Origin of the sequence: Microbacterium sp. JB110, assembly GCF_003335195.1 — a bacterium.
Classification (GTDB): Bacteria; Actinomycetota; Actinomycetes; order Actinomycetales; family Microbacteriaceae; genus Microbacterium.
Map to the genome: position 1 here is coordinate 192,605 of NZ_QPGM01000002.1, position 24,492 is coordinate 217,096.

Here is a 24,492-nt window from a genome sequence, read left to right on the forward strand (position 1 = left end):
CGCACCTGTCATGGGCGGGCGGGTGCCCATATACTCGGCGGGGATGACCGCGCCAGCGTCCGAATCCGGTGCCCGGGGACGTCTCGGGGCCGTCTTCTACGTCTCGCTCGGGCTGTCGGTCGCATTCGTCGTGGTCGGTCTCGCCCTCCCTCGCGTGCTCTCGGATGCGCTGGCTGAAGTTCGAGACGTCGTGGTCGGATCGTTCGGCCCCGTGTATCCGATCACGGTGTCACTCCTCCTCGTCTTCGTCGTCGTTCTCGCCGTCACGCCGGTCGGCCGCGTCAGGCTCGGCGGCGTCGACGCAGTTCCGGAGTTCGGCGTCGTCTCGTGGATCGCCATGCTTATCAGCGCGGGCGTCGGGCTGAGCTTCCTGTTCTGGGGTGCCGCCGAACCCCTCATCCACCTCGCCGAGCCCCCGAACGGCTCATCGGCACCGGGATCTGTCGAGGCGGCGCGCGACGGCATGCGGTACTCCTTCCTGTTCTGGGGGCCGCATGCGTGGGGGATATACGCCGTCGTCGCGATCGCCATCGGATACGCCGCCTTCAACCGCGGTCGGGGGATGCTCGTCAGTGCGGCGCTGCGGCCCCTGCTCGGCAGGTTCGCCGACGGATGGGCCGGGAAATGCGTCGACGTCCTCGCCGTGTTCGCGATCCTCTTCGGCGTTGCGACGTCGCTCGGGCTCGGCACGGGCGAGCTGAACGCCGGGCTCACCGATCGATTCGGTGTCGCCGACTCCTACATCGTCAAGATCGCGATCATCGTCGCGCTGATGACCTTCGCGACGGTCTCCGCCATGACCGGTCTGGGGCGCGGCATCCGGATGCTCAGCCTCGCCAACGCCGCCCTGTGCGTCGCGCTGCTTGTGCTGGTGTTCGTCTGGGGACCGACCGGATCCATACTCGGCACACTCGGACAGGGGCTCGGGGATTTCGCGGCGAACTTCGTGCCGATGAGCCTGGCGACGGAGGGTACAGCGGGGGAGTCATGGACGGGTGCGTGGGTCTACTTCTTCTGGGCGTGGTGGATCGGCTGGGCGCCGTTCGTCGGCACGTTCGTCGCGCGGATCTCTCGCGGTCGTACGATCCGCGGAGTCGTCGCCGGCGTCGTGCTGCTGCCGAGTCTGGTCAGCATCGTGTGGTTCTCGGTCTTCGGAGGCACTTCGCTGGAGCGTGAGCTGTCCGGCGCCGTGTCGGTGGCGGGGATCGCCGGGAAGGCGAAGTCGGTTGCGACCTTCGCGGTGTTCGACACGCTTCCGCTCACGGAGATCGCCTTCGTGCTGCTCATCCCCGTACTCGCGCTGCTGTTCATCACCTCGGCCGACTCCGCGTCGTTCATGCTCGGCAGCACGACGACCGGAGGCAGCATGAAGCCGCCGAAGCCCGTGCGCCTGATGTGGTCCTTCGCCGCGGCGTTCGCGGCCGTGCTGCTGCTCAGCGGCGGCCAGGAGGACCTTCGTGGAGCCGCCGTCATCGCAGCCGCCCCGTTCACGGTGATCCTCGTCGCGCTGGTGGTCTCGCTCATCATCATGCTGCGGCGGGATCGGCCGACATCGAGGAAGCCTCACGGCAGAGGCGAAGGGCCTGCCGACTCCGCCCCGCCCCGCGAATGACGGGCTGCGCGGCGAAGAAGGGCGCCGTGTCAGACGCCCCGCACAGCGGCAGCGATAGCGGCGGGGGAGCCGTGCCACGGTGCCCCATGACCGGGAAGCACCCACGACGCGTCGACCGCGGCGAGTCGATCGAGCGAGCCCATCGCCCGATCGGGTTCGTCTGTGAAGGGGGCCGGCTGTGCGCCCGCGCGCCCGGTCAGCACGTGGCCCGTGGTGAGCGCGTCGCCGACGAACACCGCGTCGACCGCAGGCACGTGCACGGCGATGCTCCCGGGGGAGTGGCCCGGCATCCCGATCACGATCGGTTCGCCGGGGACGCTGAGCGTCTCACCATCGGCGACCTCGGTGACCTCCTGCACGTACCGCGTGCGGAAGGCGGCCTTGCGGGCCCCGTAGGCGAGGAAGCGGAGCATCGGGCCGAGTCTGGCCGGCCCCATCGGAGTCTTGGGCTTCTTCCCGGTGTGAGCCCGTTCGGCGTCGGCAGGATGGATGAAGATCGGTGCACCGGTTTCCGCGCGCAGGCGTTCGGCGAAACCGATGTGATCGCTGTCGCCATGGGTGAGGACGAGACCCCGGATGTCGCTGAGTGGGCGGCCGATGGCGTCCAGTTCCCGTCGCAGATCGTGCCAGTGGCCAGGCAGCCCCGCATCGATCAGGGTGATTCCGTCGGGGAGGTCGAGGAGGTAGCAGGCGACGATGTCGTTGCCGAGACGGTGCAGGTGCGGTGCGAGCTTCATGGATGTGCCCTTCGATCGACATGGCTACGATACGTAGCTATCATAGCTAAGGTCAATAGCCAAAGGAGGTCGGAATGCCGACGCCCAGTCGAACGACGAACGACCAGGTCATCGCCGCCGCCGGCGAGATCCTCGAGTCCGGTGGCGCTGTGGGGCTCACGATGCAGGCCGTGGCCGCGCGGGTCGGGGTACGCGCTCCCTCGCTGTACAAGCGGTTCCGGGATCGTGATGCACTGCTCGCCGAGGTGATCGCCGCGACCATCGATTCGCTCGGCGACCGTCTCGCTGCCGCAGCGCCCGACCTGGTGCGCTTGGCCGCGGCCTACCGTGACTTCGCACACGAGCGCCCCGAAGCGTTCCGGCTGATGTTCACAGCATCGGCGCCGTACCAGTCACTTCTCGCTGCGGCCGAGCCGCTGATCCGGTCCGCCTCCGCGCTCGTCGGTGACGAACGCTCGCTCGATGCCGCCCGGCTGTTCACTGCGTGGGCTACAGGTTTCCTGCAGATGGAGCTCTCCGGCGCCTTCCGTCTCGGCGGCGACGTCGACCGTGCCTTCGACTACGGGCTCGAGCGACTGGTTGCCGGACTGCGCGCGTGATCGATGCGAGCTCTCCAGACGTCCTGACGCTCGACGGCGGGGTCATTCAGGAGCGTCGAGCTCGTGCCAGGCGGTCAGTGCTCTGGCTACGGCGTGCGCCGATACGATCGTGGTCGTGACGAGTGAAGTTCTTCTGCGCGGACGGCTGGTGTGCGCGAGCGGCGCCGAAGTCGACATCGTTCGCGAGCACCTGCCGCGACACGTCGAGCTGACGCGCGCGGAACCCGGGTGCGTCCGGTTCGATGTGCATGCGACCGACGACCCGCTGGTGTGGCAGGTCGATGAGGTGTTCGCCGATTCTGCTGCGTTCGAGGCGCATCAGGAGCGGGTCGCGGCCAGCGACTGGGGTCGAGTCACGGCCGGCATCGAGCGGCGCTACGAGATCGAGGGCATGGACGGCTGACACTGCTGCCGTGAACGTGCTCGCCGCTGACCGAACTCGTGCGCATGGCAGTCAGCGATGACGGCATCCGGCGGGCGTTCCTCGAAAATCTCGAGCGGGAGCTCGGCGGACGTCCTGTCGAATACTTCGGCACCGCTGACGCACGAGCACGCACGACGGCTCTGCGCATGGTCGTGATCGGGGTGTTCTTCGGGCGCTATGTGATGGCCGTGCCGCCTCTCACATCGCTCGACGCCGACGATTTTCTCGCCGCGCTGGGGTCGACAATGCAGGTCGGACGCTTCGCGTCGCGGGTCGCACCTCGCCCGTACTGTCGGGTTATAGTGCGACCACGGCCCGAGCGAGAACCGAATCGAGGACGTCGTGCGCAAGAAGAACATCATCGGTGCGTACTCGGCCGGCGTGCTGTCGGCCAACAGCCTGCCGCACCTGGCGACTGCGGTTGCCGGTCAGCGGATGATGACGCCGCTGCGAGGGCGACGTTCCGGCAGATGGCCCAATCTGGTCTGGGGCGGGATGAACCTGGCTGGTGGTCTGGCGCTCGTCGCCAGGAGTCATCGCGCTGAACAGCCGTGGGCCCGCCATCTCATCGCGTACGCCGCAGGTGGAGCGACGTTTTTGGCATGGGCGGTCTTCGCCGAGGCAGTGTTGAAGTTCAATGACGAACGATGACGGCGCGTCGCAGTGCGGCGCTGCGAGCACCGACGGAACGGACGGGCCAGGGGCATCGGCGGCAACTCGAACGTCTGCAGGAGTCCCAGGCGACGATGTCGACATTCCAGCGCGCCTGGTGGAGTTGGCAGGAGACGACGCCCTGGAGGCTGTCTGGCGCAATGAGATGGGTGGGCTGACGGTTCGCATCCGCGGTCGTGGGGCTCATCGGTACATCAAATGGCAGCCGCCCACCGGCCTGGGCGCGGAGCGCGACCGGGACGTCGATCTCGTCGCCGAAGCCGAGAGACTTCGATGGGCAGGGGATTTCATTCGGGTGCCGCGGGTCGTGGACGTCGGTGTCGAACGAGACGCGTCCTGGCTCATGACGGAGGCGATCGACGCGCGTTCCGCGTTCGATCCGCGTTGGCGCGACTCACCGGAACTCGTGGTCCGCGCAATGGCCAGAGGGCTCCGTCGGATGCACGACGCACTTCCGGTCGATGCGTGTCCGTACCGCGGAACGTGGCTCGGTTCGAAGGCGACCCTGGCGCCGGAGCCCGAGCGCTTGGTGGTGTGCCACGGCGACCCGTGCGTCCCGAACACTCTGTTGGATGACAGCGGTGAGTTCGCTGGCCATGTCGACCTCGCCCGTCTCGGGGCGGCTGACAGATGGGCGGATCTGTCCATCGCGACGTACAGCATCAGCTGGAACGTGAACTTCGGCCGTGACTACGATGAACTCTTCTTCCGCACCTATGGGATCGAGCCGGATCGCGAACGGATCCGTGCGTATCGCCGGCTCTGGGACGCGGCCTGAGCGGCCGCGCGCCTAGGACGACACCAACGGGATGACCGCGCCGAGGACGGCGCAGACCCCGCCGGCGACGGCGGCGATCGCGAGCATTCGTCGTGCAGATCTCGGCCACGGTCGACGCAGCCCGCCGAGGACGACCGCGATGACGAAGGAGATGACGGCAACGGCGCCGATGATCGAGATCGCGAGAATGAGCGGAATCATCGTCGCGCCCCCACGAGGGCGAAGCACACGCCGATGACGGCGCTCACACCGGCCGCAACGATGGCGACGGTGCGCATCGCATCCGACGCCGGCGCGGCGAGCAGCAGTGAGAGGACGAAGCTGATCACCGCGACGGCGCCGGCGACGGAGACCGCGACCACCAGAGTGATCGTGAGTGGGCTTCGATCCTGGGTGCTCATGTGTCCTGACCATAGTCCGCGCCGATGCCGAAGGTGAATGACATCTGTCACGTCTTCGCCGTGAAGATGTGAGCGGCGACGTCCTCGCGTGCCGGACCAGCGCTGCGGTTCGAGTCTTCATTCAGGTCAGTAAGCACTGTATAGTCAGCCTATGCTGACCTTAACGACTCGAGTGGACGCGATGAACCGTCTCGGTCGCGCTATGGCCGATCCGACGCGCTCCCGCATTCTGCTCGAACTCATCTCCGGACCGGGCTACCCGGCGCAGCTCGCGCGGGAGCTCGGTCTGACGCGCACGAACGTGTCGAACCATCTCACGTGCCTGCGCGGGTGCGGCATCATCGTCGCAGAGCCCGAAGGGCGTCAGACCCGCTACGAGATCGCGGATCCGCACCTCACAGCCGCTCTCATGGCACTCGTGGACGTCACACTCGCCGTCGACGAGCACGTGCCGTGCATCGATCCGGCGTGCACGGTTCCCGGATGCTGCGAGGTCGAGCAGTGACCCAGACGGCAGTCGATGAGCGCACCGCCGTTCTGCGCAGGCGGATCCGGATCGTGGTGGCGATCACGATCACCTGGAACGTCGTCGAGGCGGCCGTCGCGCTCGTCGCAGGAGGCATCGCATCCTCGGCCGCGCTGATCGGCTTCGGTCTGGATTCGGTTGTGGAAGTGGTCTCGGCCGTCGCGGTTGCATGGCAGTTCGCCGCTCCCGATCCGGAGCGAAGAGAGCGGACAGCGCTGCGCGTCATCTCTGTGTCGTTCTTCGCGCTGGCGGTGTACGTCAGCGTCGAGGCGGTGCTGTCGCTGGCAGGCCTGCGCGAGCCAGAGCACTCGCCGGTCGGCATCGCGATCGCGGCGCTGAGCCTGGTGGTGATGCCGTTCCTGAGCTGGTTCGAACGCCGCACCGGCCGCGAACTCGGGTCGGCGTCCGCGATGGCCGACTCGAAGCAGACCCTGATCTGCACCTACCTCTCCGCTGCGCTTCTGATCGGTCTGCTCCTGAACAGCCTGCTCGGCTGGGCGTGGGCCGACGCGATCGCCGCGCTGGTGATCGCGGGCTTCGCCGTGCGCGAGGGAATCGAGGCATGGCGCGGCGACGCGTGCTGCGCGACACCGGTCTCGGTGCTCACAGGGGAACAGGAGGGCGGCGGGTGCGATGACGACTGCTGCGCAGACGACTGACCGCGCCGTGGTCCGCGCGTATCAGAACAGATCGCGCGTTCCCGCACACGGCATCGGCACGATCGTGTTCGCGAAGGCGCGATCTGTGGGGGAGTGCGCGTCGTCGTATTCGGGCTGACAGGAGATTTCCGCTTTCGCTCCGCCAAGGTCTGTTTGGATGTTCTTGTACCGATCGCGACCCGCTGGTCGCGCCGACGCCAGCAGAACGGATCACCGTGACCCAGAACAGCATCTTCGAGCCGGATGGCCGTGCCGTGCCGTACTTCGACGAGGGCGACGGGCCGACGCTCGTGCTGATCCCGGGCCGCGGGCACGACGCTGAAGCGCTCGGCACTGTTTCGGCGATCCTCGAGGAGGAGGGGTTCCGGATCATCCGGATCGGCTATCGCGGTCAGGTCGACGGGGTCGACGTGCGCGAGCTCGCCTCCGACGCCCTCGACGTGATCGACCACCTCGGTCTCGGCGACACCTGGGTCGGTGGTCACGGTTTCGGCGGTACGGTCGCGCGTGAGATCGCGCTGCGCAGCCACGAGCGCATCAACGGGCTGCTTCTGCTCGGCGTCGAGGACGTTCCCGTCGACCTCGCCCCGGACGTTCCCGTGCTGATCTTCCAAGGTGAGAACGACGACGTCACCCCGCCGGTCAACGCCGAGAAGCTGCGTGACACGGCGCCGGATCGTGCCAGCATCACGACGATCGTAGGAGCGGGGCACCTCTTCCCGGCGACGCACCCGCTCGAGACGGCCGAGGACATCGCCGAGTACCTCGACTGGGACTGATCGAACCGCCGAACGAGCAGCCTCGAGGGCGCGTCGGCGTTCTGCTCGCCCATTCGGAACCGACACTGGTCGGTGAGAGAATCGTGCGGTGCGCATGGACAGTCATCTCGCGTCGGCGGGTCGGAGCCCCGGATGGCGCAGGCAGGAGGTCGCGGCCGGCATCAGGGCGTCGCTTCCGGCAGGGCTCGGCATGTTCCCGCTCGGCATCGCCTTCGGCCTGCTCGTCGTCCAGTCCGGCCTGCCCGGTTGGGTCGCGCCCGCGCTGTCGATCTTCGGATACGCGGGTTCGCTCGAACTGCTCCTGATCGGTCTGATGACGGCGGGCACGCCGCTGCCCACGATCGCGCTCACCACCCTGCTGGTCAACTTCCGCCACGTGTTCTACGCGTTCTCCTTCCCGTTGAAGGCGGTGCGGAATCCGTTCGCCAAGGCGTATTCGGTGTACGCGCTGACGGACGAGGCCTACGCGGTCACGGCCGCGCGTCCCGAGACGTGGACGTCGTGGAGTCTGCTGACGACGCAGATCTCGTTCCAGACCTACTGGGTCGGCGGCGGCCTGGTCGGCGTCGCGATCGCGTCGCTCATCCCGTTCCGGATCGAGGGGCTCGAATTCGCGCTGTGCGCCCTGTTCGTCACGCTCGTGCTCGACGCGTGCCGTTCGCTGGCCGAGGTGCCGTCGCTGCTGCTCGCCGCGGTGAGCTTCGTCGCGGCGATCGTCCTCGTTCCCGAGCAGGCGCTGTTCGCCGCGATGGTGATCTTCCTGGCGCTGCTGGCCGTCCGGTTCGTGGTCGCACGCCGACGGGGGAGCATCGCATGAGCGTCTGGTACATCGTCGGCGTGCTCGCCATCATCTTCGTCATCACGCTGTCGCTGCGCGCTGTGCCGTTCGTCATCCTGAAGCCGCTCCGCGAGTCGAGGATCGTGCGGGCCCTCAGCGTCTGGATGCCCGTGGGCATCCTCGCCATCCTCGCTGCGGCGACGTTCCGTTCGACGATCGCCGAGCACATCGACTATCTGATTCCCGGGCTCATCGCCGTGGCGGTCACGATCGCCGCTCACCTGCTCGGCGGGCGCCGCACGCTGCTGAGCGTCGGGCTCGGCACGGTGACATTCGTCGTGCTGGTGAACCTGCCGATGACCTGACGTCGCTGCGGCCGAGTATTCTCGGCAGTATGAGCCGGATGGAACGCGTCTATCGGATGACCGTGGCGTCCGTGTACGTGCACTACGTCACGAAACTCGAGCGCAAGGGACGTACGACGGCGGAGCTCAACCGTGTGATCGAGTGGCTGACGGGCTTCGGCGATACCGAGCTGACGGCGCACCTCGATCGTGGCACCACATTCGAGGACTTCTTCGAACAGGCTGATCTCAACCCCGACGCATCGCTGATCACCGGCGTCGTGTGCGGTGTGCGCGTCGAGGAGATCGAGGAGCCGCTGACGCAGAAGATCCGCTACCTCGACAAACTCGTCGACGAGCTCGCCCGAGGAAGGGCCATGGAGAAGGTGCTGCGTTCATAGCAGCCTCGCCCGTTGCGGCGACAGGCGTGCCATGCTGAGCGCATGGAGTCACGACACATCAGCCGGGTCATCCGGGCCGACGCTCAGCGGGTGTACGTCTTCGCACGCGACCCGGAGAATCTGGTCAGCTGGGCAGCAGGTCTCGCGCAGTCGGATGTCGAGGTGCGCGATGGGGAGCTCGTCGCGCAGTCGCCGATGGGGGAGGTCACGGTGCGATTCGTGCCGAGGAACGACCTCGGGGTGCTCGATCACGACGTGACGCTCCCGACGGGCGAGACGGTCAGCAACCCGCTGCGAGTCGTGGCGCATCCGGACGGTGCGGAGGTCGTGTTCACGGTGCGCCGGCTCGATGCGACGGACGAAGCATTCGACGCGGACTGCGCGGCCGTGGCCGACGACCTCGACCGGCTGCGCCGTATCCTCGAAGCCTGACGCGCCCCGAGTAGGGTGGCGGGAACCGAACCAGGAGGAGCGCAATGGCATCCGGACCCGTCGACCACAGATGGCACGTGACGGCGCGCGGCGAGGTGCTGGAGTCCTATCGACTCGGGCCGGAGCAGAAAGAGAAGTATGTGCTCTACGAGACCACCAGGACGGTCACTCTCGAGGAGCTCATCGGGCTGACCGCTGCGGGGGACCGACTGATGCGCAGGGCGAGTGCGACCTCCGTGCTGATGCTCGTTCCTGCGATCGCCGCAATCAGTGCCATCGTCGCGGGGTTCTTCGTGCTGCCGGCCACGGGTGCGTCGGAGTCGCTCGCCGGCACGGTCGGCTTCATCGGTGTGGCGCTGCTTCTCGTCGCGGTCTTCAGCCTGCCGGTGTTCCATCGCGTGATGAGGCGCAGAATCGCACACCACCACGCTCAGACGGGCCTGGTGCAGGAGAGCGCTCACACGATCAGCGAGAAGAAGGCACAGGCCATGATCGCCGATCCGGGGACGAGATCGTCCGCCCCTGACTGAGCCGAGCATGTCGTTCACGGTCCGTGTGAACGACGAAGGCCGGTGCCTCTCACAGAGGGACACCGGCCTGCGTTGCTCGGATCAGTGCGCGGCGACGGGAGTCTCTCCGCTCTCGACCGGCTTGCGGACGAAGAACGCCAGCACGATCGGCACGAGGGCGACGCATCCCGCGACGAAGAACGCTGCGTGAGTGCCCGGCTCACCTGCCGCGGCTTCTGACAGGCCATCGGCCTGGCCCGCGTGCAGGATCGACGAGTAGATCGAGATCAGCAGAGCAGTTCCCGCCGCCCCCGCGACCTGTTGCATCGTGTTCAGCGCAGCCGAGCCGTGCGAGTACAGGCGACGCTCGAGCGAGCCGAGCGACGCGGAGAACAGCGGCGTGAACGACCCGGCCAGCCCCAGCGACATCATGATCTGCACCGAGACGAGTACGAAGTACGGGGTGCTCTCGCCGACGGTCGAGTAGAAGAACATCGCCGCGGCGATCAGGATCGTGCCGGGGATCAGCAGCGTCTTCGGCCCGCGGGCGTCGTACACCCTGCCCATCACGGGGCCGAGCAAGCCCATCAGAAGTGCGCCCGGCAGCAGCACGAGCCCTGACTGGAGCGAGTTCAGCCCGGCGACCGTCTGCAGGTACAGCGGCAGCAGCGAGAACGTGCCGAGCATGGCGAATGCGACGACCGCCATGATCACGACCGAGACCGTGAAGTTGCCCGAGCGGAAGATGCGCAGATCGAGCAGGGCGTCGTCCTTGCGCTGCAGCGCGACCTGACGCAGCACGAACAGTACGAGACCGATCGCGCCGACCGTCAACATGATCCAGGGCAGTGCGCCGCTGCCGTCGTCGCCCTCGCCGCCGCCGCTCTCGCCGCCGTGGCCGCCGCCGAACTCGCTGAGGCCGAACACGAGGCCGCCGAAGCCGAGCGCCGACAGGATGATCGACAGCACGTCGATCGGAGCACGGGTGGTCTCGCCGAGGTTGGTCATCCACTTGGCGCCGATGAGCATCGCGACGATGGCGATCGGCAGGATGATGGCGAACAGCCAGCGCCAGCTCAGTGCCTCGAGCACTGCGCCGGAGAGCGTCGGGCCCAGTGCGGGCGCGAACGCGATGACCAGGCCGACACGGCCCATGATCCGGCCGCGGGAGTGCGCGGGGACGACGTTCATCACAGTCGTCATCAGCAGCGGAAGCATGACACCCGTGCCAGCAGCTTGGACGATACGGCCGAGCAGCAGCAACGGGAAGCCGGGAGCGACCAGGCACAGCAGGGTTCCGAGCGAGAACGAGATGATCGCCGCGAGGAAGATCTGGCGGGTCGTGAACCTCAGCAGCAGGAAGCCGGTGGTCGGGATGACGACGGCCATGGTGAGCATGAAGGCGCTCGTGAGCCACTGCCCGAGTTCGGGCGGCAGGCCGAGATCTTCGTTGAGGTGGGGAATGGCGATCGCCATCGTCGTCTCGTTCAGGATTGCGACGAACGCGGCGATGAGCAGCAGCCAGATCACTCGCATGCCGCGCGGGTCGATGCCCGACGCAGGTGCGGGTGTCGGCACCGTGACGGATCCGGTGGTCTCAGGGGCGGCCATAGATTGGCTCCTTGCGGTCGTGGGGTGACAATGCCGCTCGCGGAGACGAACACGGCAGTGAGCGCGATCCCGGGAGACGGGACGAAAGGCGCTGCGCGGAGGCGAATCCGCAGCCTTCAATCGTAACCCCACCGCCGGGACCGACATTCCCGCTCGGAGGAGAAACTTCCGTTGAGGCACAGATGTCACCGGTTGGACCGATGCCGGTCACCGGACGGCAACCGCGCCGCGGGGTGTCGGGGAGTCATAGGCTGAGCGGGTGAGTATGGGGCGAGGAATGGGCGGTCCGCCGGGAATGCGCGGGGTCGACGAGCGCGCGCTGCGGGATCAGAACGCGCAGGCGCCCAAGGTGGAGAACCTCGGCCGTCGGGTCATCGCACTTTTCGTGCCGTATCGGGGCAGGATCGCCGTCACGGCCGGTCTCGTGATCGCCGGCGCCGCCGCCGGGGTGATCCCGCCCCTGATCATTCAGCGCGTGTTCGACGAAGCACTGTTCCCGGCATCCGGAGTCGTGCAGGTGCCGCTGCTGGTCTGGCTGGTCGTGACCATGATCGCGCTGTACATGCTGAGCTCCGGGATCAGCGCCCTGCAGACGTGGTTCACCTCGAACGTCGGGAATCGGGTCACGGGGGACCTGCGGGTGACGATGTTCGAGCATCTGCAGTCGATGGAACTCGGCTTCTTCACGCGCACGAAGACCGGCGCCATCCAGTCTCGACTGCAGAACGACGTCGGCGGAGTCTCCGGCGTGCTCACCACGACGGTGACGAGCATCCTGGGCAACACCGTCACCGTCATCGCGTCGCTCGTGGCGATGATCCTGATCGACTGGCGTCTGACGCTGATCTCGCTCGTGATCATGCCGCCGTTGGTGATGGTGCAGCGCCGTGTGGGGCAGGTGAGGGCGCGCATCGCCGCCGAGACGCAGAGGTCGCTGAGCGAACTGACCGCGATCACGCAGGAGACGTTGAGCGTGTCGGGCATCATGCTGTCGAAGGCGTTCAACCGGCAGAGCTCGGAGTCGGAGCGCTACGCGCTGGAGAACCGCAATCAGATCCGGCTGCAGGTGCGCCAGGCGATGAGCGGGCAGGTGTTCTTCGCCGTGGTGCATGTGCTGATCTCGAGCGTTCCCGCTGTCATCTATCTGGTGGCGGGCCTGCTGCTCGATGCGGACGCCGGGTCGATCACGGCTGGCGCGATCGTGGCGTTCACGACCGTGCAGGCGCGGCTGCTGCAGCCGCTGACCAGCCTGATGCGCGTGGCGCTGGAGATCCAGACATCGCAGGCGCTGTTCGCGCGCATCTTCGAGTACCTCGATCTGCGACCGGCGATCATCGACCGTCCGGATGCGATGGAGGCGACAGAGGCGCCGGAGCCGCTCGGGCGGATCGAGTTCCGCGACGTGACGTTCCGCTATCCGGATGCGTCTGGCGAGTCCCGACCGACGCTCGACGGGGTGTCGTTCTCGGTCGAGCCGGGGCAGCACGTCGCGTTCGTGGGCCCGAGCGGTGCGGGAAAGACGACGATCGTGTACCTGGCCCCGCGGATGCACGAGGCCTCTGGAGGCGAGGTGCTCTTCGCAGGGGCCGACGTGCGCGACCTGCGACAGGGATCGATCATCGACCACGTCGGCATCGTGTCGCAGGAGACCTACCTCTTCCACGCGACCGTGCGGGACAACCTGCGGTATGCCAAGCCGGAGGCGACGGATGACGAGCTCGTCGAGGCGTGTCGGAGGGCGAACATCCATCACGTCATCGCCGGGTTCGAGCACGGATACGACACGGTGGTGGGCGAACGCGGCTACCGGCTCTCCGGCGGGGAGAAGCAGCGCATCGCCATCGCGCGCGTGCTGCTGAAGGATCCTCCGGTGCTGCTGCTCGACGAGGCGACAAGCGCGCTCGACACCGTCAGCGAGCGCATCGTGCAGGAAGCGCTCGACCAGGCGGCCCGAGGACGCACGACGCTGTCGATCGCCCACCGACTCTCGACCGTGATCGATGCCGATGTGATCCACGTCGTCGACGGAGGGCGGATCGCCGAGTCGGGAACGCACGATGAGCTCGTCGCCTCCGGCGGGCTCTACGCCGCGCTCGCCGCGGAGCAGCTCGGCCACGCCTGAGGTCGGTCGATCGGCCAGGCTCACGGCTGCCGAGATGCGCACTTCTGCGACGTCCGGGCGACCAGAGCGGCGCATCTCGACGAGAGATGCGCATCTCGGCAGCGGGGCGCGGGTCAGAAAGCGGAGGTGTCGGCCGTGTCGAGGTCGGCGTTGTAGCGGAACAGGCGCGCGGGGCGGTGCTTGCCCTTGCGGAACTCCTCGGTCGGGATGAGCGCCTCGCTGGTCTCGATCAGGCGGCGGAAGTTCGACGGGTCGAGCCGGCTGCCCAGCACCAGTTCGTACACCTCCCGCAGCTCGGTGAGGGTGAAGCGGTCGGGAAGGAGGCCTGCGGCGATGCGGCTGTAGCCGACCTTGTTGCGCAGCCGCCACACGGCGTACTCGACGATGCGATTGTGGTCGAAGGCGAGCTCCGGCAGATCGTCCACGTCGAACCACTCGACGTTCTCCGGAGCATCGGCCGCTGCGCGCTGGGCCTCGACGTGGTCCTGGCGCAGCAGCGCCCAGTAGATCACCGAGACCACACGGGTCGGGGAGCGGTCCACGTCGCCGAACGCGTAGAGCTGCTCGAGGTAGCTCGGCGTCAGCGCCGTCGTCTCCTCGAGGGCGCGTGCCGCTGCAGCATCGAGGCCCTCGTCGGCTCCGAGCCATCCGCCCGGCAGCGCCCAGCGACCGTGGAAGGGCTCGCGCGTGCGCCGCACGAGCGGGAGCATCAGCGAATCGGTGCCGTTGCCGGTGGAACGCAGCGAGAAGATGGCGGCCGAGACCGCCACCCGGATGCCGTCGGCTGCGGCGGGGTCCGCTTGTCCGGTGGAGGGCGCAGTACTCACCCCAGAATCCTATGCGGCCCACGGCAGGAGTCGCATGCCGCGGACATGCCGATGGGTTGCTCTATCGGCCGAGGCCGCCCTGCTCTATTCTGAACGTGTCGGCACGCATCACCGCCGATGACAACCGAACATCGGCCCAACGTCCTGTTGCGGGAGAGCCCCGATCGCCATCGGGCACCGAAGGAGCAAGCCTCCCCGCCAATCTCTCAGGTACGCGTACCGCGCAGGTCGGGCCACTCTGAAAAGCGGAGCCCGTGCTCCCGCCGAAGGTGAAAGACACCGGTGCAGCAAGCGCACCGAAGCAGTCCGTCGAAGCTCTCAGGTTCATGACAGAGGGGGAGTTCATGGCGGCGCATCCGCGCCTCATCGAACACCCGCCCTGGCGATGAAGGAGGGCCCGGATGAACTCGATCGACGAGACGACCTCGCAGCGCGATTCCCCGTTGCGCGCTGAGCACGAAGCGCTCGGCGCGAGCTTCACGGACTTCGGCGGATGGATGATGCCCGTCCTCTACGGCTCCGATCTGGCTGAGCATCACGCCGTGCGCCATGCCGCCGGTCTGTTCGACATCTCGCACATGGGCGAACTGCGGATCACCGGCGCGGATGCCGCGTCGTTCCTCGACCTCGCCCTGGCGAGCTGGCTCTCCGCGCTGGCGGTGGGGCGCGCGAGGTACACCATGATTCTCGCCGCGGACGGCGGGACTATCGACGACCTGATCGTGTACCGGCTCGCTGACGATCAGTTCCTCGTGATCGCGAACGCCGGCAACACGTACGCGGTGCGCGAGGCGCTCGCGGCGCGCGTCGCGTCGAACGACGTCACGGTCGAAGACGTCTCGGACTCGTACGCGCTGATCGCAGTGCAGGGCCCTACGTCACAGGCGATCCTCGGGTCGACATCCGGAATCGAGGATCTCGGCGATCCATGGGACGAACAGCGCCCATACGGCTGGACGGACGCGACTTTCGACGGTGCCCCGCTGCTGATCGCGCGGACCGGCTACACCGGAGAAGACGGGTTCGAGCTTCTCATCCGGCGTGAGCACGCCGCCGTGCTGTGGCGCTCGCTGCTGGCAGCGGGGGAGGCACACGGCCTCGTGCCCGCAGGGCTCGCCGCGCGAGACACGCTCCGCCTGGAGGCGGGCATGCCGCTCTACGGCCACGAACTGTCGCGTGAGATCGTGCCGGCGCAGGCGGGGCTCGGCACGGTGATCCCGGCCGACAAGACCGGCTTCATCGGCGAAGCCGCGAAGATCCCGCGCGCTGATGCGCCTGTGCTCGTCGGGCTCGTCAGCGATGGTCGCCGCGCGGGCAGGGCCGGCTACGCCGTGCTGCGCGGCGAGGAACGAGTGGGCGAGCTCACCAGTGGCGCGCTCAGCCCCACGCTCGGCCATCCCATCGCCATGGCTTTCATCGACCCGTCCGCGGTCGGAGCCGATGACCTCACCATCGACGTGCGCGGAACGCGCATCGCCGCCACCACGACCGCACTGCCCTTCTACAGGAGGAAGAAATGACCGCTCTCAACGCACTGGGGTACACCAGCGAACACGAGTGGGTCGCCGTCGCGGACGGCATCGCGACCATCGGCATCACCGACTACGCCGCAGAACAGCTCGGGGACATCGTCTACGTCGACCTGCCGACCGACAACGCGACGCTCACCTCGGGCCAGGTGATGGGCGAACTGGAATCCACCAAATCGGTGTCGGAGCTGTTCGCGCCCGTCGACGGTGAGGTGATCGAACTCAACGGGCAGGTCGATGTCGACCCGGCGCTGGTGAACCGCGATCCGTTCGGTGACGGGTGGCTGGTCAGGGTGCAGCTGTTCGGCCAGCCGCTCGCGGGACTGCTCGATCGCGCCGCGTACCTCCGGCTGACCGGCGGTGAGGAATGACACCTTACGTCGCCCGTCACATCGGCACGTCGCAGGCAGACCGCGCGGCGATGCTGGGTGTGGTCGGTCTCGCGGGCGATCCGGATGCGGACAGCACCGGCGCACTGATGGACGAGGCCGTGCCCGCCGCCATCCGGAACGACGGCGCCACCTCGGGGGCCGTGCCGCGGCACGGCGTCTCCGAGCCGGAGGCGCTCGGCGAGCTGCGCGTGCTCGCGTCGAAGAACCGCGTGCACACGCCGATGATCGGTCTCGGCTACAGCGACGCCGTCACGCCGAGTGTGATCCAGCGGAACGTGTTCGAGAATCCGTCGTGGTACACCGCGTACACGCCGTATCAGCCCGAGATCTCGCAGGGCCGGCTCGAAGCGCTGCTGAACTTCCAGACCATGGTGGGCGAGCTCGTCGGCCTGCCGCTCGCGAACGCGTCCATGCTCGATGAGGCCACAGCGGTGGTGGAGGCGATGCTGCTTGCCCGGCGTGCAGTGAAGGGCGCGGATGCGCATGTCTTCGTCGTCGACTCGGACGCTCTGCCGCAGACCAGGGCGGTGCTGCGCGTGCGCGCGGCCGCGGTCGGGATCGACCTGGCCGAGCGCGACCTGGCCGGCGGAGAAGGGCTGCCGGACGGTGCGTTCGGCGTTCTGGTGCAGTACCCCGGCGCCTCGGGCCGGGTGTGGGATCCCACCGCCGTCATCGGCGCGGCGCACGCCGCGGGCGCGCAGGCCGTCGTGGCCGCCGACATCATGGCCGCTGTGCTGATGCGCTCACCCGGCTCGCTGGGTGCGGACATCGTGGCCGGATCGACGCAGCGGTTCGGGGTTCCGCTCGGCTTCGGCGGCCCGCACGCCGGGTACCTGGCAGTGCGTGAGGGACTCGAACGGCAGCTGCCGGGTCGACTGGTGGGGGTGTCGGTCGACGCCGACGGGGCGCAGGCGTTCCGCCTCTCCCTGCAGACGCGCGAGCAGCACATCCGGCGCGAGAAGGCGACGAGCAACATCTGCACGGCGCAGGTGCTGCTGGCGGTGATGGCGTCGATGTACGCCGTGCACCACGGGCCGGATGGCTTGCGCGAGATCGCCGAGCGGATCGCCTCGCGCACGGCAGGGCTGGCGGCCGCGATCGCGGCATCCGGATTCTCGCTCGTGCACGAGAGCTTCTTCGACACGATCCGGGTGCAGCTTCCCGAGCGGGCCCGAGAAGTCGTCGCGGAGGCACGCGAGCGCGGCGTGCTGCTGCACCAGGTGGACGACGACACCGTCGGCATCTCCGTCGGCGAGGCGACCACCGATGCCGATCTGCGCGCGGTGTGCGAGGCGTTCGGCACCGCGCAGCGGTCTGCGGATGCCGTGCCGTCCCACCTTCCAGCCGGACTTCTCCGCGACGACGAGTTCCTCGCTCATCCGGTGTTCCACGAGCACCGGTCGGAGACGGCGATGATGCGCTATCTCAAGCGCCTGGCCGACAGGGACTACGCCCTCGATCGAGGGATGATCCCGCTCGGCTCGTGCACGATGAAGCTCAATGCGGCCGCAGCGATGCAGGCGTCGTCGTGGCCCGAGTTCTCCCGCATCCATCCGTTCGCGCCGCGTGAGGACGTCGCGGGCTACCTCGAGCTGATCACGCAGCTCGAGGCGTGGCTCGCCGATCTGACGGGGTACGACGAGGTTTCTCTGCAGCCGAATGCGGGGTCGCAGGGCGAGCTCGCAGGTCTGCTGGCGATCCGGCGCTATCACTCCGCGAACGGAGACGACGGGCGCGATGTGTGCCTGATCCCGTCGTCGGCGCACGGCACGAACGCGGCGTCGGCGGTGCTCGCGGGGCTGCGGGTCGTCGTGGTGGCGTGCGACGAGGGCGGCAACGTCGACCTGGCCGACCTGCGCGCCAAGATCGCAGAGCACGGGGCGACGCTTGCGGCGCTGATGATCACCTACCCGTCGACGCACGGCGTGTACGAGCACGATGTGCTCGACATCACTTCAGCGGTGCACGACGCGGGAGGGCAGGTCTACATCGACGGCGCGAATCTCAACGCGCTGGTGGGGCACGCGCGGTTCGGCGACCTGGGCGGCGATGTGTCGCACCTCAACCTGCACAAGACGTTCGCGATCCCGCACGGCGGGGGAGGCCCCGGCGTCGGTCCGGTCGCGGCCAAGGCTCACCTCGCTCCGTTCCTGCCGTCGCACGACGCGGCGCAGGAGCCGCGCGACGGGATCGGGCCCGTGTCGGCCGCACCGTACGGTTCACCGAGCATCCTGCCGATCACGTGGGCGTACATCCGGATGCTCGGCCTCGACGGCCTGACGGCGGCCACCGACGCCGCCGTGCTGAATGCGAACTACATCGCCGCGCGCCTGGGCAGCACATACCCCGTGCTGTACGCGGGGGAGAACAATCGTGTGGCGCACGAGTGCATTCTGGATCTGCGCCCGATGCGGGCAGCGACCGGCATCACGGTGGACGACGTCGCCAAGCGGCTCGTCGACTACGGATTCCATGCGCCGACGATGTCGTTCCCGGTCGCGGGCACGCTGATGGTCGAGCCGACGGAATCGGAGGATCGCGCCGAGCTGGATCGCTTCGTCGATGCGATGATCGCGATCGAGTCGGAGGCAGCCCGCGTGGGGTCGGGGGAGTGGCCGCGAGACGACAACCCATTGGTGAACGCGCCGTACACCGCAGCTGCGCTCATCGGCGAGTGGACGCACCCCTACTCGCGGGAGCAGGCGGTGTATCCGGCCGGTGTCGCCGCGCAGGCGCCGTCCAAGTACTGGGCCCCGGTGCGCCGCGTCGACCAGGCCTACGGCGACCGCAATCTCGTCTGCACCTGCCCACCCGTCGACGCGTTCGCGTAGCGCGGGGGTAATTCTTCATTTCTGGCACATCTCCGGTGGTGTGCCCACCCGGAGATGTGCCAGAAATGAAGAGATACGCGTCAGAGTGCGCGAGCGCGCAGTGCGGGGAGGATGTGATCGATCATCAGCGGGGCGAACTCGTCGCCCAGGGGGCCGTCGGCATCCACCCAGCGCAGCTCCTCGATCTCGGCGGCGGGGGAGACGACCTCGACCGGCGGGTGCGTGAACACGGTGCCGCGCACGCGGTAGCCACCCTCGTTCGCTGCGGGGGCCTCGAATGTGCCGAGCAGGCTCATACAGTCTCGATCGAGCTCGACGCTCAGCTCCTCCCGGATCTCCCGCACTGCCGCATCGACCGCGCTCTCCCCGGGTTCCGGCTTGCCTCCCGGCTGCATGAACATCCGGGTGCCCCGTTTGCGCACGGAGAGCACCGCTCCCGTCTCCGGGTGCCGAAGCACAACGGCGCTGACGTGGATGATCCGGTTCTCGTGATCGATCACGCGTCGGCCTCCGCGCTGACGGCGCTGCTCGGATGCGCCTTCGCCGGGGAGACCGGCTCCGTTTCGAAGCGAGCGGTGCCAGCGTGCTCGAGTGCGGCGCGCACACGGTCGAGCATGTCGGCATTCAGACCAGCGGCATCGAGATCGGCGACCGGATGCCACCACGCGCTGACGTTCTCGCCGTCGGCCGGATGCGGTTCTCCCGAGACATATCGACAACGGAATACGATGTCGAGGTACTGGGCCTCGTCGCCGTTGGCGTACCGCATCGGCGGAAGCGAGCGCACCTGCACAAGCGCGTCGGCCTCGGCGATGATGTCCGCCTCTTCGGCGACCTCGCGCACCGCGGCAACGGCCGGCTGCTCGCCGGGATCGACGATGCCCGTCACAGGGGTGATCATGCTGTTGTCGCCGCGTTCGACGAGCAGAACGTCGTCGCCGCGCACCACAACAGCCGTCACACCCGTGAGCCAGAGCATCTCGTGCCCGACCTTCTCGCGCAGTCGCAGGATGAAATCGGGCGTCGCCATGCGTCCAGCCTACGTCGATGCGTGGGCCGTTTCGGTAGTGTCGCGCTTCGATGACTGCCTGCGATCGCACCAATCGACTCGGTCCGTGAGCCTTGCATCGATTGCCGTGCGGCGCGGTCTGGAAGCGCGGGTCGGAGACGGCCGATGACGGGCGTGGACATCCGCACGTTGGTGGCTTCCGACATCGACGCGGTCATCGCGCTGTGGGAGATGACGGGGCTCACCCGCCCGTGGAACGATCCGCGCGCCGATATCAACCGAGCGCGCAGCGTTTGGCCGGAGCTTCTGCTGGTGGCCGTCGTCAGCGAGGCGGTCGTGGGCTCCGTGCTGGCTGGCTACGACGGGCATCGTGGATGGCTGTACTACCTCGCCACCGACCCGTCGCGCCGACGGGAAGGAATCGCCGCCGCGCTCGTGGCGGAGGCGGAGCAGAGGCTCGTGGAACTCGGCTGTCCGAAAGTGCAGCTGATGGTGCGAGCCGGGAACACCGATGTGCTCGACTTCTACGATGCCCGCGGCTACGACCGCTCCGACGTGCTGGTGACGGGAAAGCGCCTCATCTCGGACGAATGACCGCTACAGGATGGCGGCGAGGGTTCTGAGCGGTTCCCAGCGCGGCACTCGCACCTCAGGTACGCCGACGGCGCGGAGGATCGCCTGTAGGCGGGTGGGGCGTCCGACGTCCTCCCAGATCCACCGGGTGAAGCCCGATGCGCTTCGTCGCAGCACATCCTCTCGGCGCTTTTCAAGCCATACGGCTCGCTCGGGGAGCTGCCCGTCCAATGTGTACTTCGAACGGCCGTCCGCCTCGCCGATGATGTCTGCGCGTCTCCAGAAGCAGTCGACGCGATACTCGTTCCCGTCCATGCCGCCGACGCTGACCTGAAGCTCCGGCGCCTCGAACCCGAGCCATTCGATCTCTACGATCGACAGCGTCTCGAGCGGTGACTCCGGAAGTGGCGTCGTTGTCGTAAGCGGCCAGCGAGCCGCTGCCCTGCCGCGCTTGCTCTGGCGCGATTCGTTTGCGTCCAGGAGCAGGTCCGAACTGCAGTCACCGAGACGCAGCAGAGCGTCAGCAGCGACGCGCGCAACGGCCGGATGACGGCTCCGGGCAAGGTTCACGACAGTGTCGACAGGGGGCGTCAACGCTGCACCGGGCGTTGTGACGACATCGGGTTCGTCTTTGAGATGGTGCCATTGGACGTCACCGACGAGTCGCGCGTCTCCGGATCGGGGAGCGATGGCGTGGATGTGCGGCTGTGCCCCCAGCAGTGGAAGCCCCCAGAGCGCAGCCGCCGACTCGTGCGTGAGCACGGCATAGGGCGCTTTGAGTGCGAATGCATGGACCCGCACGAGGTACCGGTCCCAAGGAGGCAGCTGCTCCCAGTCGTGGCTGGGGACGTACACGCCGCTTCGCACTCGACGGAGCTCGCCTCTGCGCACAGCGTGATCGAACCGCATCCCTCCCTCAACGCGGCGAATCAGCGGCACCGGGCAGGGGCGAACTGGGAGGGAAACCAGCGGAGACACAGTCGTCGTCATGCGACGATCGTGCCGCGCTTCAGGGAAGAACGTGCGGAATGTGGAGAACTTCCGCCTTTCCCCGCACTGTGGAGGAAACGACGACCACCGGTACAACTCTTCATTTCTGGCACATCTCCGGTGGTGTGCCCACCCGGAGATGTGCCAGAAATGAAGAATCAGGGGAGGTAGGGGGCGGCGAGGGGGTAGCCGACGAAGGCGATGGTGTCGATGAGGGCGTGGGCGATGACCAGGGGCATGACGCGGCGCCAGCGCAGGAAGCACCAGCCAAAGACGAGGCCCATCACGACGTTCCCCACGGCCATCGCCGGGCCCTGATAGAGGTGGTACGCGCCGCGCAGAAGGGCCACGGCGACGAGGATGGCCCAGCGGCTGCGCCACAGCGCGCCGAGGCGTGTGGCGAGGTAGCCGTTCAGGATGACCTCCTCGAGCAGGCCGGCGCGCACCGCCGACAGGATGAGCAGCGGAATCGTCCACCACGCCTGGTCGAGCTCGCCCGCCTGCACCTGCACGGTGAGTCCCATCATCCGGCTGACGGCGTACAGCGCCAGCCCTGGCACACCGATCGCTGCGACGAGCATCACGGCGACGCCGGTGTCGCGCCAGAACCGCGTGAGGTCCAGACCGATGCGCCGCAGCGCGCTGCGCCCGGGCTCCCAGAGCAGATACACCACCAGCGCCACCAGACACAGATCGAAGAACACATCGAGGACGCGGTACACGACGTCCCAGAACGGCTCCTCCGTCTGCGAGGGGTTCAGCTGAGCAGACTGCTCGGAGAGCGGACCGCGCAGAGCGGCCCGGATGAGCGACAGCAGCGAATAGAGCGCGGACTGCCCGAGTGTGAGGAACACGACGATGCCGATCTCCCACCAGAGACGGGTTCGGGTCGCGCCTGTCTCGATGTCCTGCCGCTGGCTCACATCGGCCAGCGTGCCACACGGATCTGTGCCGACAGCGGCGAACGTGTCGGCGATGACACGAAGACGAACCGGAAGCGCCGCGAAGACAGTGCGACCAGGACAGGGGAGCCGGATGCCAGTTGTGCATATTGCGCAACTGGAGCCCCGATCCGTGTAAATCCTGTGTAACGGTTCGCTAGTCGGCTTTGATGGTTTCCTTTCAGAGGCATAGAGTCACTGGGCAGTCCGAGCGCGTTCACGCAACGCATCGGGCGTTCTTATCCCTTCCACAAGGAGCAACTGTGAAGCGCAACAAGTTTGCCATCGCGGGTCTCGCCGTTCTGGGTGCCGGGTCGCTGGCCCTCACCGGCTGCGGCCCCGCTGACTCAGACGGCGGCGGCGAAGAGGCCGCCGGTCCTGAGTTCGGCCTTGCCTACAACGCGGACGGCGGCCACCAGGCCTGGGTCGACGCGACCGTCAACTCGATCGCCGGAGCGCTCGACATCAAGGCCGTCGGGGTTCCGTACCCCGACTTCGCGGGATTCCGCGAAGAGGTCACCAACCGCACGATCGAGAGTGCGTTCCGCACCGGATGGCAGGCCGACTACCCGGGCCTGTACAACTTCCTCGGGCCGCTCTACGCCACGAACGCCAGTGCCAACGACGGCGACTACTCGTCGGAGGAGTTCGACTCGCTTCTGGAGGAGGGCATCTCGACCGAGGACCCTGAGGCCGCCAACGAGCTGTACCTGCAGGCTCAGGACGTGCTGCTGAAGGACCTTCCGGCAATCCCGCTTTGGTACTCCAACGTGGTCGGCGGTTGGAGCGAGAACGTCGACAACGTGGCGTTCAGTTGGCGCTCCGTGCCGATCTTCGAGGAGATCACCAAGGACGACGGTGTTGTCACCGCGAACGGCAGCGAGCCGCAGAACCCGCTGATCCCGACGAACACGAACGAAACCGGCGGCGGCAAGATCCTCGACGCGATGTTCACGGGGCTGATCTCGTATGACGCTGACGGCGCGGTCGTGAACGACGTCGCCGAGGAGATCACCGTCGACTCGCCGACGCAGCTCACGGTGAAGCTCCGCGAGGGCCTGACCTTCACCAACGGTGAGGAGATCACCGCTGACAACTTCATCAATGCGTGGAACTACGGTGCCGAGCAGGAGAACGCACAGCTCAACAGCTACTTCTTCGAGGACATCGAAGGCTTCGAGAACGACGACAACGGCACGCCGGATGACACTGAGGATGATCTCTACGGCGCGCAGGGCGACGGCCTTTCCGGCCTGAACCAGATCGACGACTACACGTTCGAGATCACGCTGAACAAGCCGGCCGCAGACTTCGCTCAGCGCCTCGGCTACTCCGCGTACTACCCGCTTCCGGATGTCGCATTCGAGGACATGGAGGCGTTCGGCGAGAACCCGATCGGCAACGGCCCGTACATGCCCGACGGCGAGGGCGCCTGGGAGCACGACGTGAAGATCGATCTCGCGGTCAACCCGGACTACGACGGTCCGCGCACCGCGCAGAACGACGGTCTGCAGATCGTCTTCTACTCGACGCAGGAGGCAGCGTATAACGACCTGCTGGCCAACAACCTCGACGTCCTGGACGCGATCCCGGACTCGGCGTTCGAGACCTACCAGGACGAGCTCGGCGACCGCTGGGTCAACGACCCCGCCGCCATCTTCCAGTCCTTCACGATTGCGGAGAACCTCGAGCACTTCTCGGGCGAAGAGGGGCAGCTGCGCCGCCAGGCGATCTCGATGGCGATCGACCGCGAGGCGATCACCGACAAGATCTTCCAGGGCACGCGCACCCCGGCGAGTGACTTCACGTCGCCCGTTATCGACGGTTGGACCGACCAGCTCGAAGGTGAGAGCGTGCTGGAGTACAACCCGGAGAAGGCGAAGGAACTCTGGGAACAGGCGAACGAGATCAGCCCCTGGGAGTAATCCCTGACACCAACCTCTGAATACGAGGCGGTGGCTCACAGCCACCGCCTCGTATCCTGTTGTGTTGGAAAACAATCAAAGGAGGATCGAG

28 protein-coding genes, 1 pseudogene and 2 riboswitches are annotated in these 24,492 nt (G+C 67.5%); of the genes and pseudogenes, 20 read left to right on the forward strand and 9 right to left on the reverse strand.

Going from position 1 to position 24,492, the window contains the following annotated elements; all coding sequences use genetic code 11:
- Positions 1 to 43: 43 nt before the first annotated feature.
- Positions 44 to 1,612 carry a BCCT family transporter gene (locus CIK77_RS04435; protein ID WP_170934238.1) on the forward strand — a complete coding sequence of 523 codons (1,569 nt, stop codon included), beginning with the start codon at positions 44 to 46 and terminating at the stop codon, positions 1,610 to 1,612.
- 29 nt (positions 1,613 to 1,641) lie between these two features.
- Here the strand turns inward: CIK77_RS04435 and CIK77_RS04440 are convergent, their stop codons facing one another.
- Positions 1,642 to 2,349 carry an MBL fold metallo-hydrolase gene (locus tag CIK77_RS04440; protein ID WP_087056254.1) on the reverse strand — a complete coding sequence of 236 codons (708 nt, stop codon included), beginning with the start codon at positions 2,347 to 2,349 and terminating at the stop codon, positions 1,642 to 1,644.
- 74 nt (positions 2,350 to 2,423) lie between these two features.
- Here CIK77_RS04440 and CIK77_RS04445 point away from each other — a divergent pair, with 74 nt between their 5' ends.
- The 5 genes and pseudogenes from CIK77_RS04445 to CIK77_RS04460 all read left to right on the forward strand — a co-directional run bounded on the left by CIK77_RS04445 (position 2,424) and on the right by CIK77_RS04460 (position 4,822).
- On the forward strand, positions 2,424 to 2,948 hold the full coding sequence (locus CIK77_RS04445; protein WP_087056255.1) for a TetR/AcrR family transcriptional regulator: 525 nt from the start codon (positions 2,424 to 2,426) through the stop codon (positions 2,946 to 2,948).
- A 115-nt stretch (positions 2,949 to 3,063) separates the two neighbouring features.
- Complete coding sequence (locus CIK77_RS04450) at positions 3,064 to 3,351, forward strand: putative quinol monooxygenase (protein WP_087056347.1); 288 nt, start codon at positions 3,064 to 3,066, stop codon at positions 3,349 to 3,351.
- Between the two features lie 26 nt (positions 3,352 to 3,377).
- Positions 3,378 to 3,611: pseudogene (locus CIK77_RS18295) on the forward strand (TetR/AcrR family transcriptional regulator); the annotation flags it as partial.
- Between the two features lie 103 nt (positions 3,612 to 3,714).
- The gene (locus CIK77_RS18065; RefSeq protein WP_087056256.1) at positions 3,715 to 4,023 is read left to right on the forward strand and encodes a hypothetical protein; all 309 of its coding nucleotides are present in this window, start codon (positions 3,715 to 3,717) and stop codon (positions 4,021 to 4,023) included.
- Positions 4,010 to 4,822: an aminoglycoside 3'-phosphotransferase gene (locus CIK77_RS04460; RefSeq protein WP_087056257.1), complete on the forward strand. Its 813-nt coding sequence runs from the start codon at positions 4,010 to 4,012 to the stop codon at positions 4,820 to 4,822. Before CIK77_RS18065 ends, CIK77_RS04460 begins: the two co-directional genes overlap by 14 nt.
- A gap of 12 nt (positions 4,823 to 4,834) precedes the next feature.
- Here CIK77_RS04460 and CIK77_RS04465 read toward each other — a convergent pair whose 3' ends face one another.
- On the reverse strand, positions 4,835 to 5,023 hold the full coding sequence (locus CIK77_RS04465) for a hypothetical protein (RefSeq protein ID WP_087056258.1): 189 nt from the start codon (positions 5,021 to 5,023) through the stop codon (positions 4,835 to 4,837).
- On the reverse strand, positions 5,020 to 5,223 hold the full coding sequence (locus CIK77_RS04470) for a hypothetical protein (protein ID WP_114347202.1): 204 nt from the start codon (positions 5,221 to 5,223) through the stop codon (positions 5,020 to 5,022). The genes CIK77_RS04465 and CIK77_RS04470 overlap by 4 nt, the downstream gene beginning before the upstream one ends.
- Before the next feature lie 151 nt (positions 5,224 to 5,374).
- Between CIK77_RS04470 and cmtR the strand changes: the two genes are divergently transcribed.
- From cmtR to CIK77_RS04510, 8 genes are all read left to right on the forward strand, one after another.
- Positions 5,375 to 5,728 (forward strand): Cd(II)/Pb(II)-sensing metalloregulatory transcriptional regulator CmtR, encoded by a 354-nt coding sequence (gene cmtR, locus CIK77_RS04475; RefSeq protein WP_087056259.1) that lies wholly within the window; start codon positions 5,375 to 5,377, stop codon positions 5,726 to 5,728.
- Entirely contained in the window at positions 5,707 to 6,408 is a 702-nt protein-coding gene (locus CIK77_RS04480; RefSeq protein WP_087056260.1) for a cation transporter, read from the forward strand. Before cmtR ends, CIK77_RS04480 begins: the two co-directional genes overlap by 22 nt.
- A 215-nt stretch (positions 6,409 to 6,623) precedes the next feature.
- Positions 6,624 to 7,187, forward strand: a complete 564-nt coding sequence (locus CIK77_RS04485) for an alpha/beta fold hydrolase (RefSeq protein ID WP_249268707.1) — start codon at positions 6,624 to 6,626, stop codon at positions 7,185 to 7,187.
- A 94-nt stretch (positions 7,188 to 7,281) separates the two neighbouring features.
- Positions 7,282 to 8,004: an AzlC family ABC transporter permease gene (locus tag CIK77_RS04490; protein ID WP_087056262.1), complete on the forward strand. Its 723-nt coding sequence runs from the start codon at positions 7,282 to 7,284 to the stop codon at positions 8,002 to 8,004.
- Positions 8,001 to 8,330, forward strand: a complete 330-nt coding sequence (locus tag CIK77_RS04495) for a branched-chain amino acid transporter permease (RefSeq protein ID WP_087056263.1) — start codon at positions 8,001 to 8,003, stop codon at positions 8,328 to 8,330. Before CIK77_RS04490 ends, CIK77_RS04495 begins: the two co-directional genes overlap by 4 nt.
- A gap of 38 nt (positions 8,331 to 8,368) precedes the next feature.
- Positions 8,369 to 8,710: a DUF2200 domain-containing protein gene (locus tag CIK77_RS04500; RefSeq protein ID WP_087056264.1), complete on the forward strand. Its 342-nt coding sequence runs from the start codon at positions 8,369 to 8,371 to the stop codon at positions 8,708 to 8,710.
- 42 nt (positions 8,711 to 8,752) lie between these two features.
- Positions 8,753 to 9,142 carry an SRPBCC family protein gene (locus tag CIK77_RS04505; RefSeq protein WP_170934240.1) on the forward strand — a complete coding sequence of 130 codons (390 nt, stop codon included), beginning with the start codon at positions 8,753 to 8,755 and terminating at the stop codon, positions 9,140 to 9,142.
- A 44-nt stretch (positions 9,143 to 9,186) separates the two neighbouring features.
- Positions 9,187 to 9,672 (forward strand): hypothetical protein, encoded by a 486-nt coding sequence (locus CIK77_RS04510; RefSeq protein WP_087056265.1) that lies wholly within the window; start codon positions 9,187 to 9,189, stop codon positions 9,670 to 9,672.
- Between the two features lie 81 nt (positions 9,673 to 9,753).
- Here the strand turns inward: CIK77_RS04510 and CIK77_RS04515 are convergent, their stop codons facing one another.
- Positions 9,754 to 11,262 (reverse strand): DHA2 family efflux MFS transporter permease subunit, encoded by a 1,509-nt coding sequence (locus CIK77_RS04515; protein ID WP_087056266.1) that lies wholly within the window; start codon positions 11,260 to 11,262, stop codon positions 9,754 to 9,756.
- A 265-nt stretch (positions 11,263 to 11,527) separates the two neighbouring features.
- Between CIK77_RS04515 and CIK77_RS04520 the strand changes: the two genes are divergently transcribed.
- Positions 11,528 to 13,384, forward strand: a complete 1,857-nt coding sequence (locus CIK77_RS04520) for an ABC transporter ATP-binding protein (RefSeq protein WP_087056267.1) — start codon at positions 11,528 to 11,530, stop codon at positions 13,382 to 13,384.
- Positions 13,385 to 13,497: 113 nt separating this feature from the next.
- On the opposite strand, the gene CIK77_RS04525 is transcribed toward CIK77_RS04520, so the two are convergent.
- Positions 13,498 to 14,211, reverse strand: coding sequence for an NUDIX hydrolase (locus CIK77_RS04525; RefSeq protein WP_258861449.1), 714 nt, complete (start codon positions 14,209 to 14,211; stop codon positions 13,498 to 13,500).
- Positions 14,212 to 14,351: 140 nt separating this feature from the next.
- A riboswitch (glycine riboswitch) is annotated at positions 14,352 to 14,443 on the forward strand.
- Positions 14,444 to 14,554, forward strand: a riboswitch (glycine riboswitch).
- Between the two features lie 58 nt (positions 14,555 to 14,612).
- Between CIK77_RS04525 and gcvT the strand changes: the two genes are divergently transcribed.
- The 3 genes from gcvT to gcvP are packed head-to-tail and all read left to right on the forward strand — an operon-like array spanning position 14,613 to position 18,963.
- Positions 14,613 to 15,731: a glycine cleavage system aminomethyltransferase GcvT gene (gene gcvT, locus CIK77_RS04530; protein WP_087056268.1), complete on the forward strand. Its 1,119-nt coding sequence runs from the start codon at positions 14,613 to 14,615 to the stop codon at positions 15,729 to 15,731.
- Positions 15,728 to 16,111, forward strand: coding sequence for a glycine cleavage system protein GcvH (gene gcvH, locus CIK77_RS04535; RefSeq protein WP_087056269.1), 384 nt, complete (start codon positions 15,728 to 15,730; stop codon positions 16,109 to 16,111). The genes gcvT and gcvH overlap by 4 nt, the downstream gene beginning before the upstream one ends.
- Entirely contained in the window at positions 16,108 to 18,963 is a 2,856-nt protein-coding gene (gene gcvP, locus CIK77_RS04540; protein ID WP_087056270.1) for an aminomethyl-transferring glycine dehydrogenase, read from the forward strand. Before gcvH ends, gcvP begins: the two co-directional genes overlap by 4 nt.
- Positions 18,964 to 19,043: 80 nt before the next feature.
- Here gcvP and CIK77_RS04545 read toward each other — a convergent pair whose 3' ends face one another.
- Both CIK77_RS04545 and CIK77_RS04550 read right to left on the reverse strand, forming a co-directional pair.
- Positions 19,044 to 19,463 carry an NUDIX hydrolase gene (locus CIK77_RS04545; protein ID WP_087056271.1) on the reverse strand — a complete coding sequence of 140 codons (420 nt, stop codon included), beginning with the start codon at positions 19,461 to 19,463 and terminating at the stop codon, positions 19,044 to 19,046.
- Entirely contained in the window at positions 19,460 to 19,993 is a 534-nt protein-coding gene (locus CIK77_RS04550) for an NUDIX hydrolase (RefSeq protein WP_087056272.1), read from the reverse strand. The genes CIK77_RS04545 and CIK77_RS04550 overlap by 4 nt, the downstream gene beginning before the upstream one ends.
- A 144-nt stretch (positions 19,994 to 20,137) precedes the next feature.
- Between CIK77_RS04550 and CIK77_RS04555 the strand changes: the two genes are divergently transcribed.
- Positions 20,138 to 20,566 (forward strand): GNAT family acetyltransferase, encoded by a 429-nt coding sequence (locus tag CIK77_RS04555; RefSeq protein WP_087056273.1) that lies wholly within the window; start codon positions 20,138 to 20,140, stop codon positions 20,564 to 20,566.
- A gap of 3 nt (positions 20,567 to 20,569) precedes the next feature.
- On the opposite strand, the gene CIK77_RS04560 is transcribed toward CIK77_RS04555, so the two are convergent.
- Both CIK77_RS04560 and CIK77_RS04565 read right to left on the reverse strand, forming a co-directional pair.
- Positions 20,570 to 21,400, reverse strand: a complete 831-nt coding sequence (locus CIK77_RS04560) for a hypothetical protein (RefSeq protein ID WP_140403571.1) — start codon at positions 21,398 to 21,400, stop codon at positions 20,570 to 20,572.
- A gap of 293 nt (positions 21,401 to 21,693) precedes the next feature.
- Positions 21,694 to 22,458 (reverse strand): CPBP family intramembrane glutamic endopeptidase, encoded by a 765-nt coding sequence (locus CIK77_RS04565; RefSeq protein WP_249268708.1) that lies wholly within the window; start codon positions 22,456 to 22,458, stop codon positions 21,694 to 21,696.
- A gap of 281 nt (positions 22,459 to 22,739) precedes the next feature.
- Here CIK77_RS04565 and CIK77_RS04570 point away from each other — a divergent pair, with 281 nt between their 5' ends.
- The gene (locus CIK77_RS04570) at positions 22,740 to 24,401 is read left to right on the forward strand and encodes an ABC transporter substrate-binding protein (RefSeq protein ID WP_249268709.1); all 1,662 of its coding nucleotides are present in this window, start codon (positions 22,740 to 22,742) and stop codon (positions 24,399 to 24,401) included.
- Positions 24,402 to 24,492 lie beyond the last annotated feature (91 nt).

Excerpts from the sequence above, each read along its gene's own strand:
- CIK77_RS04435 (WP_170934238.1), top strand. The coding sequence starts at position 44 with ATGACCGCGCCAGCGTCCGAATCCGGTGCCCGGGGACGTCTCGGGGCC.
- CIK77_RS04440 (WP_087056254.1), bottom strand. The coding sequence starts at position 2,349 with ATGAAGCTCGCACCGCACCTGCACCGTCTCGGCAACGACATCGTCGCC.
- CIK77_RS04445 (WP_087056255.1), top strand. The coding sequence starts at position 2,424 with ATGCCGACGCCCAGTCGAACGACGAACGACCAGGTCATCGCCGCCGCC.
- CIK77_RS04460 (WP_087056257.1), top strand. The coding sequence starts at position 4,010 with ATGACGAACGATGACGGCGCGTCGCAGTGCGGCGCTGCGAGCACCGAC.
- CIK77_RS04465 (WP_087056258.1), bottom strand. The coding sequence starts at position 5,023 with ATGATTCCGCTCATTCTCGCGATCTCGATCATCGGCGCCGTTGCCGTC.
- CIK77_RS04470 (WP_114347202.1), bottom strand. The coding sequence starts at position 5,223 with ATGAGCACCCAGGATCGAAGCCCACTCACGATCACTCTGGTGGTCGCG.
- cmtR (WP_087056259.1), top strand. The coding sequence starts at position 5,375 with ATGCTGACCTTAACGACTCGAGTGGACGCGATGAACCGTCTCGGTCGC.
- CIK77_RS04480 (WP_087056260.1), top strand. The coding sequence starts at position 5,707 with ATGCTGCGAGGTCGAGCAGTGACCCAGACGGCAGTCGATGAGCGCACC.
- CIK77_RS04490 (WP_087056262.1), top strand. The coding sequence starts at position 7,282 with ATGGACAGTCATCTCGCGTCGGCGGGTCGGAGCCCCGGATGGCGCAGG.
- CIK77_RS04495 (WP_087056263.1), top strand. The coding sequence starts at position 8,001 with ATGAGCGTCTGGTACATCGTCGGCGTGCTCGCCATCATCTTCGTCATC.
- CIK77_RS04500 (WP_087056264.1), top strand. The coding sequence starts at position 8,369 with ATGGAACGCGTCTATCGGATGACCGTGGCGTCCGTGTACGTGCACTAC.
- CIK77_RS04505 (WP_170934240.1), top strand. The coding sequence starts at position 8,753 with ATGGAGTCACGACACATCAGCCGGGTCATCCGGGCCGACGCTCAGCGG.
- CIK77_RS04510 (WP_087056265.1), top strand. The coding sequence starts at position 9,187 with ATGGCATCCGGACCCGTCGACCACAGATGGCACGTGACGGCGCGCGGC.
- CIK77_RS04515 (WP_087056266.1), bottom strand. The coding sequence starts at position 11,262 with ATGGCCGCCCCTGAGACCACCGGATCCGTCACGGTGCCGACACCCGCA.
- CIK77_RS04520 (WP_087056267.1), top strand. The coding sequence starts at position 11,528 with ATGGGGCGAGGAATGGGCGGTCCGCCGGGAATGCGCGGGGTCGACGAG.
- gcvT (WP_087056268.1), top strand. The coding sequence starts at position 14,613 with ATGAACTCGATCGACGAGACGACCTCGCAGCGCGATTCCCCGTTGCGC.
- gcvH (WP_087056269.1), top strand. The coding sequence starts at position 15,728 with ATGACCGCTCTCAACGCACTGGGGTACACCAGCGAACACGAGTGGGTC.
- gcvP (WP_087056270.1), top strand. The coding sequence starts at position 16,108 with ATGACACCTTACGTCGCCCGTCACATCGGCACGTCGCAGGCAGACCGC.
- CIK77_RS04550 (WP_087056272.1), bottom strand. The coding sequence starts at position 19,993 with ATGGCGACGCCCGATTTCATCCTGCGACTGCGCGAGAAGGTCGGGCAC.
- CIK77_RS04555 (WP_087056273.1), top strand. The coding sequence starts at position 20,138 with ATGACGGGCGTGGACATCCGCACGTTGGTGGCTTCCGACATCGACGCG.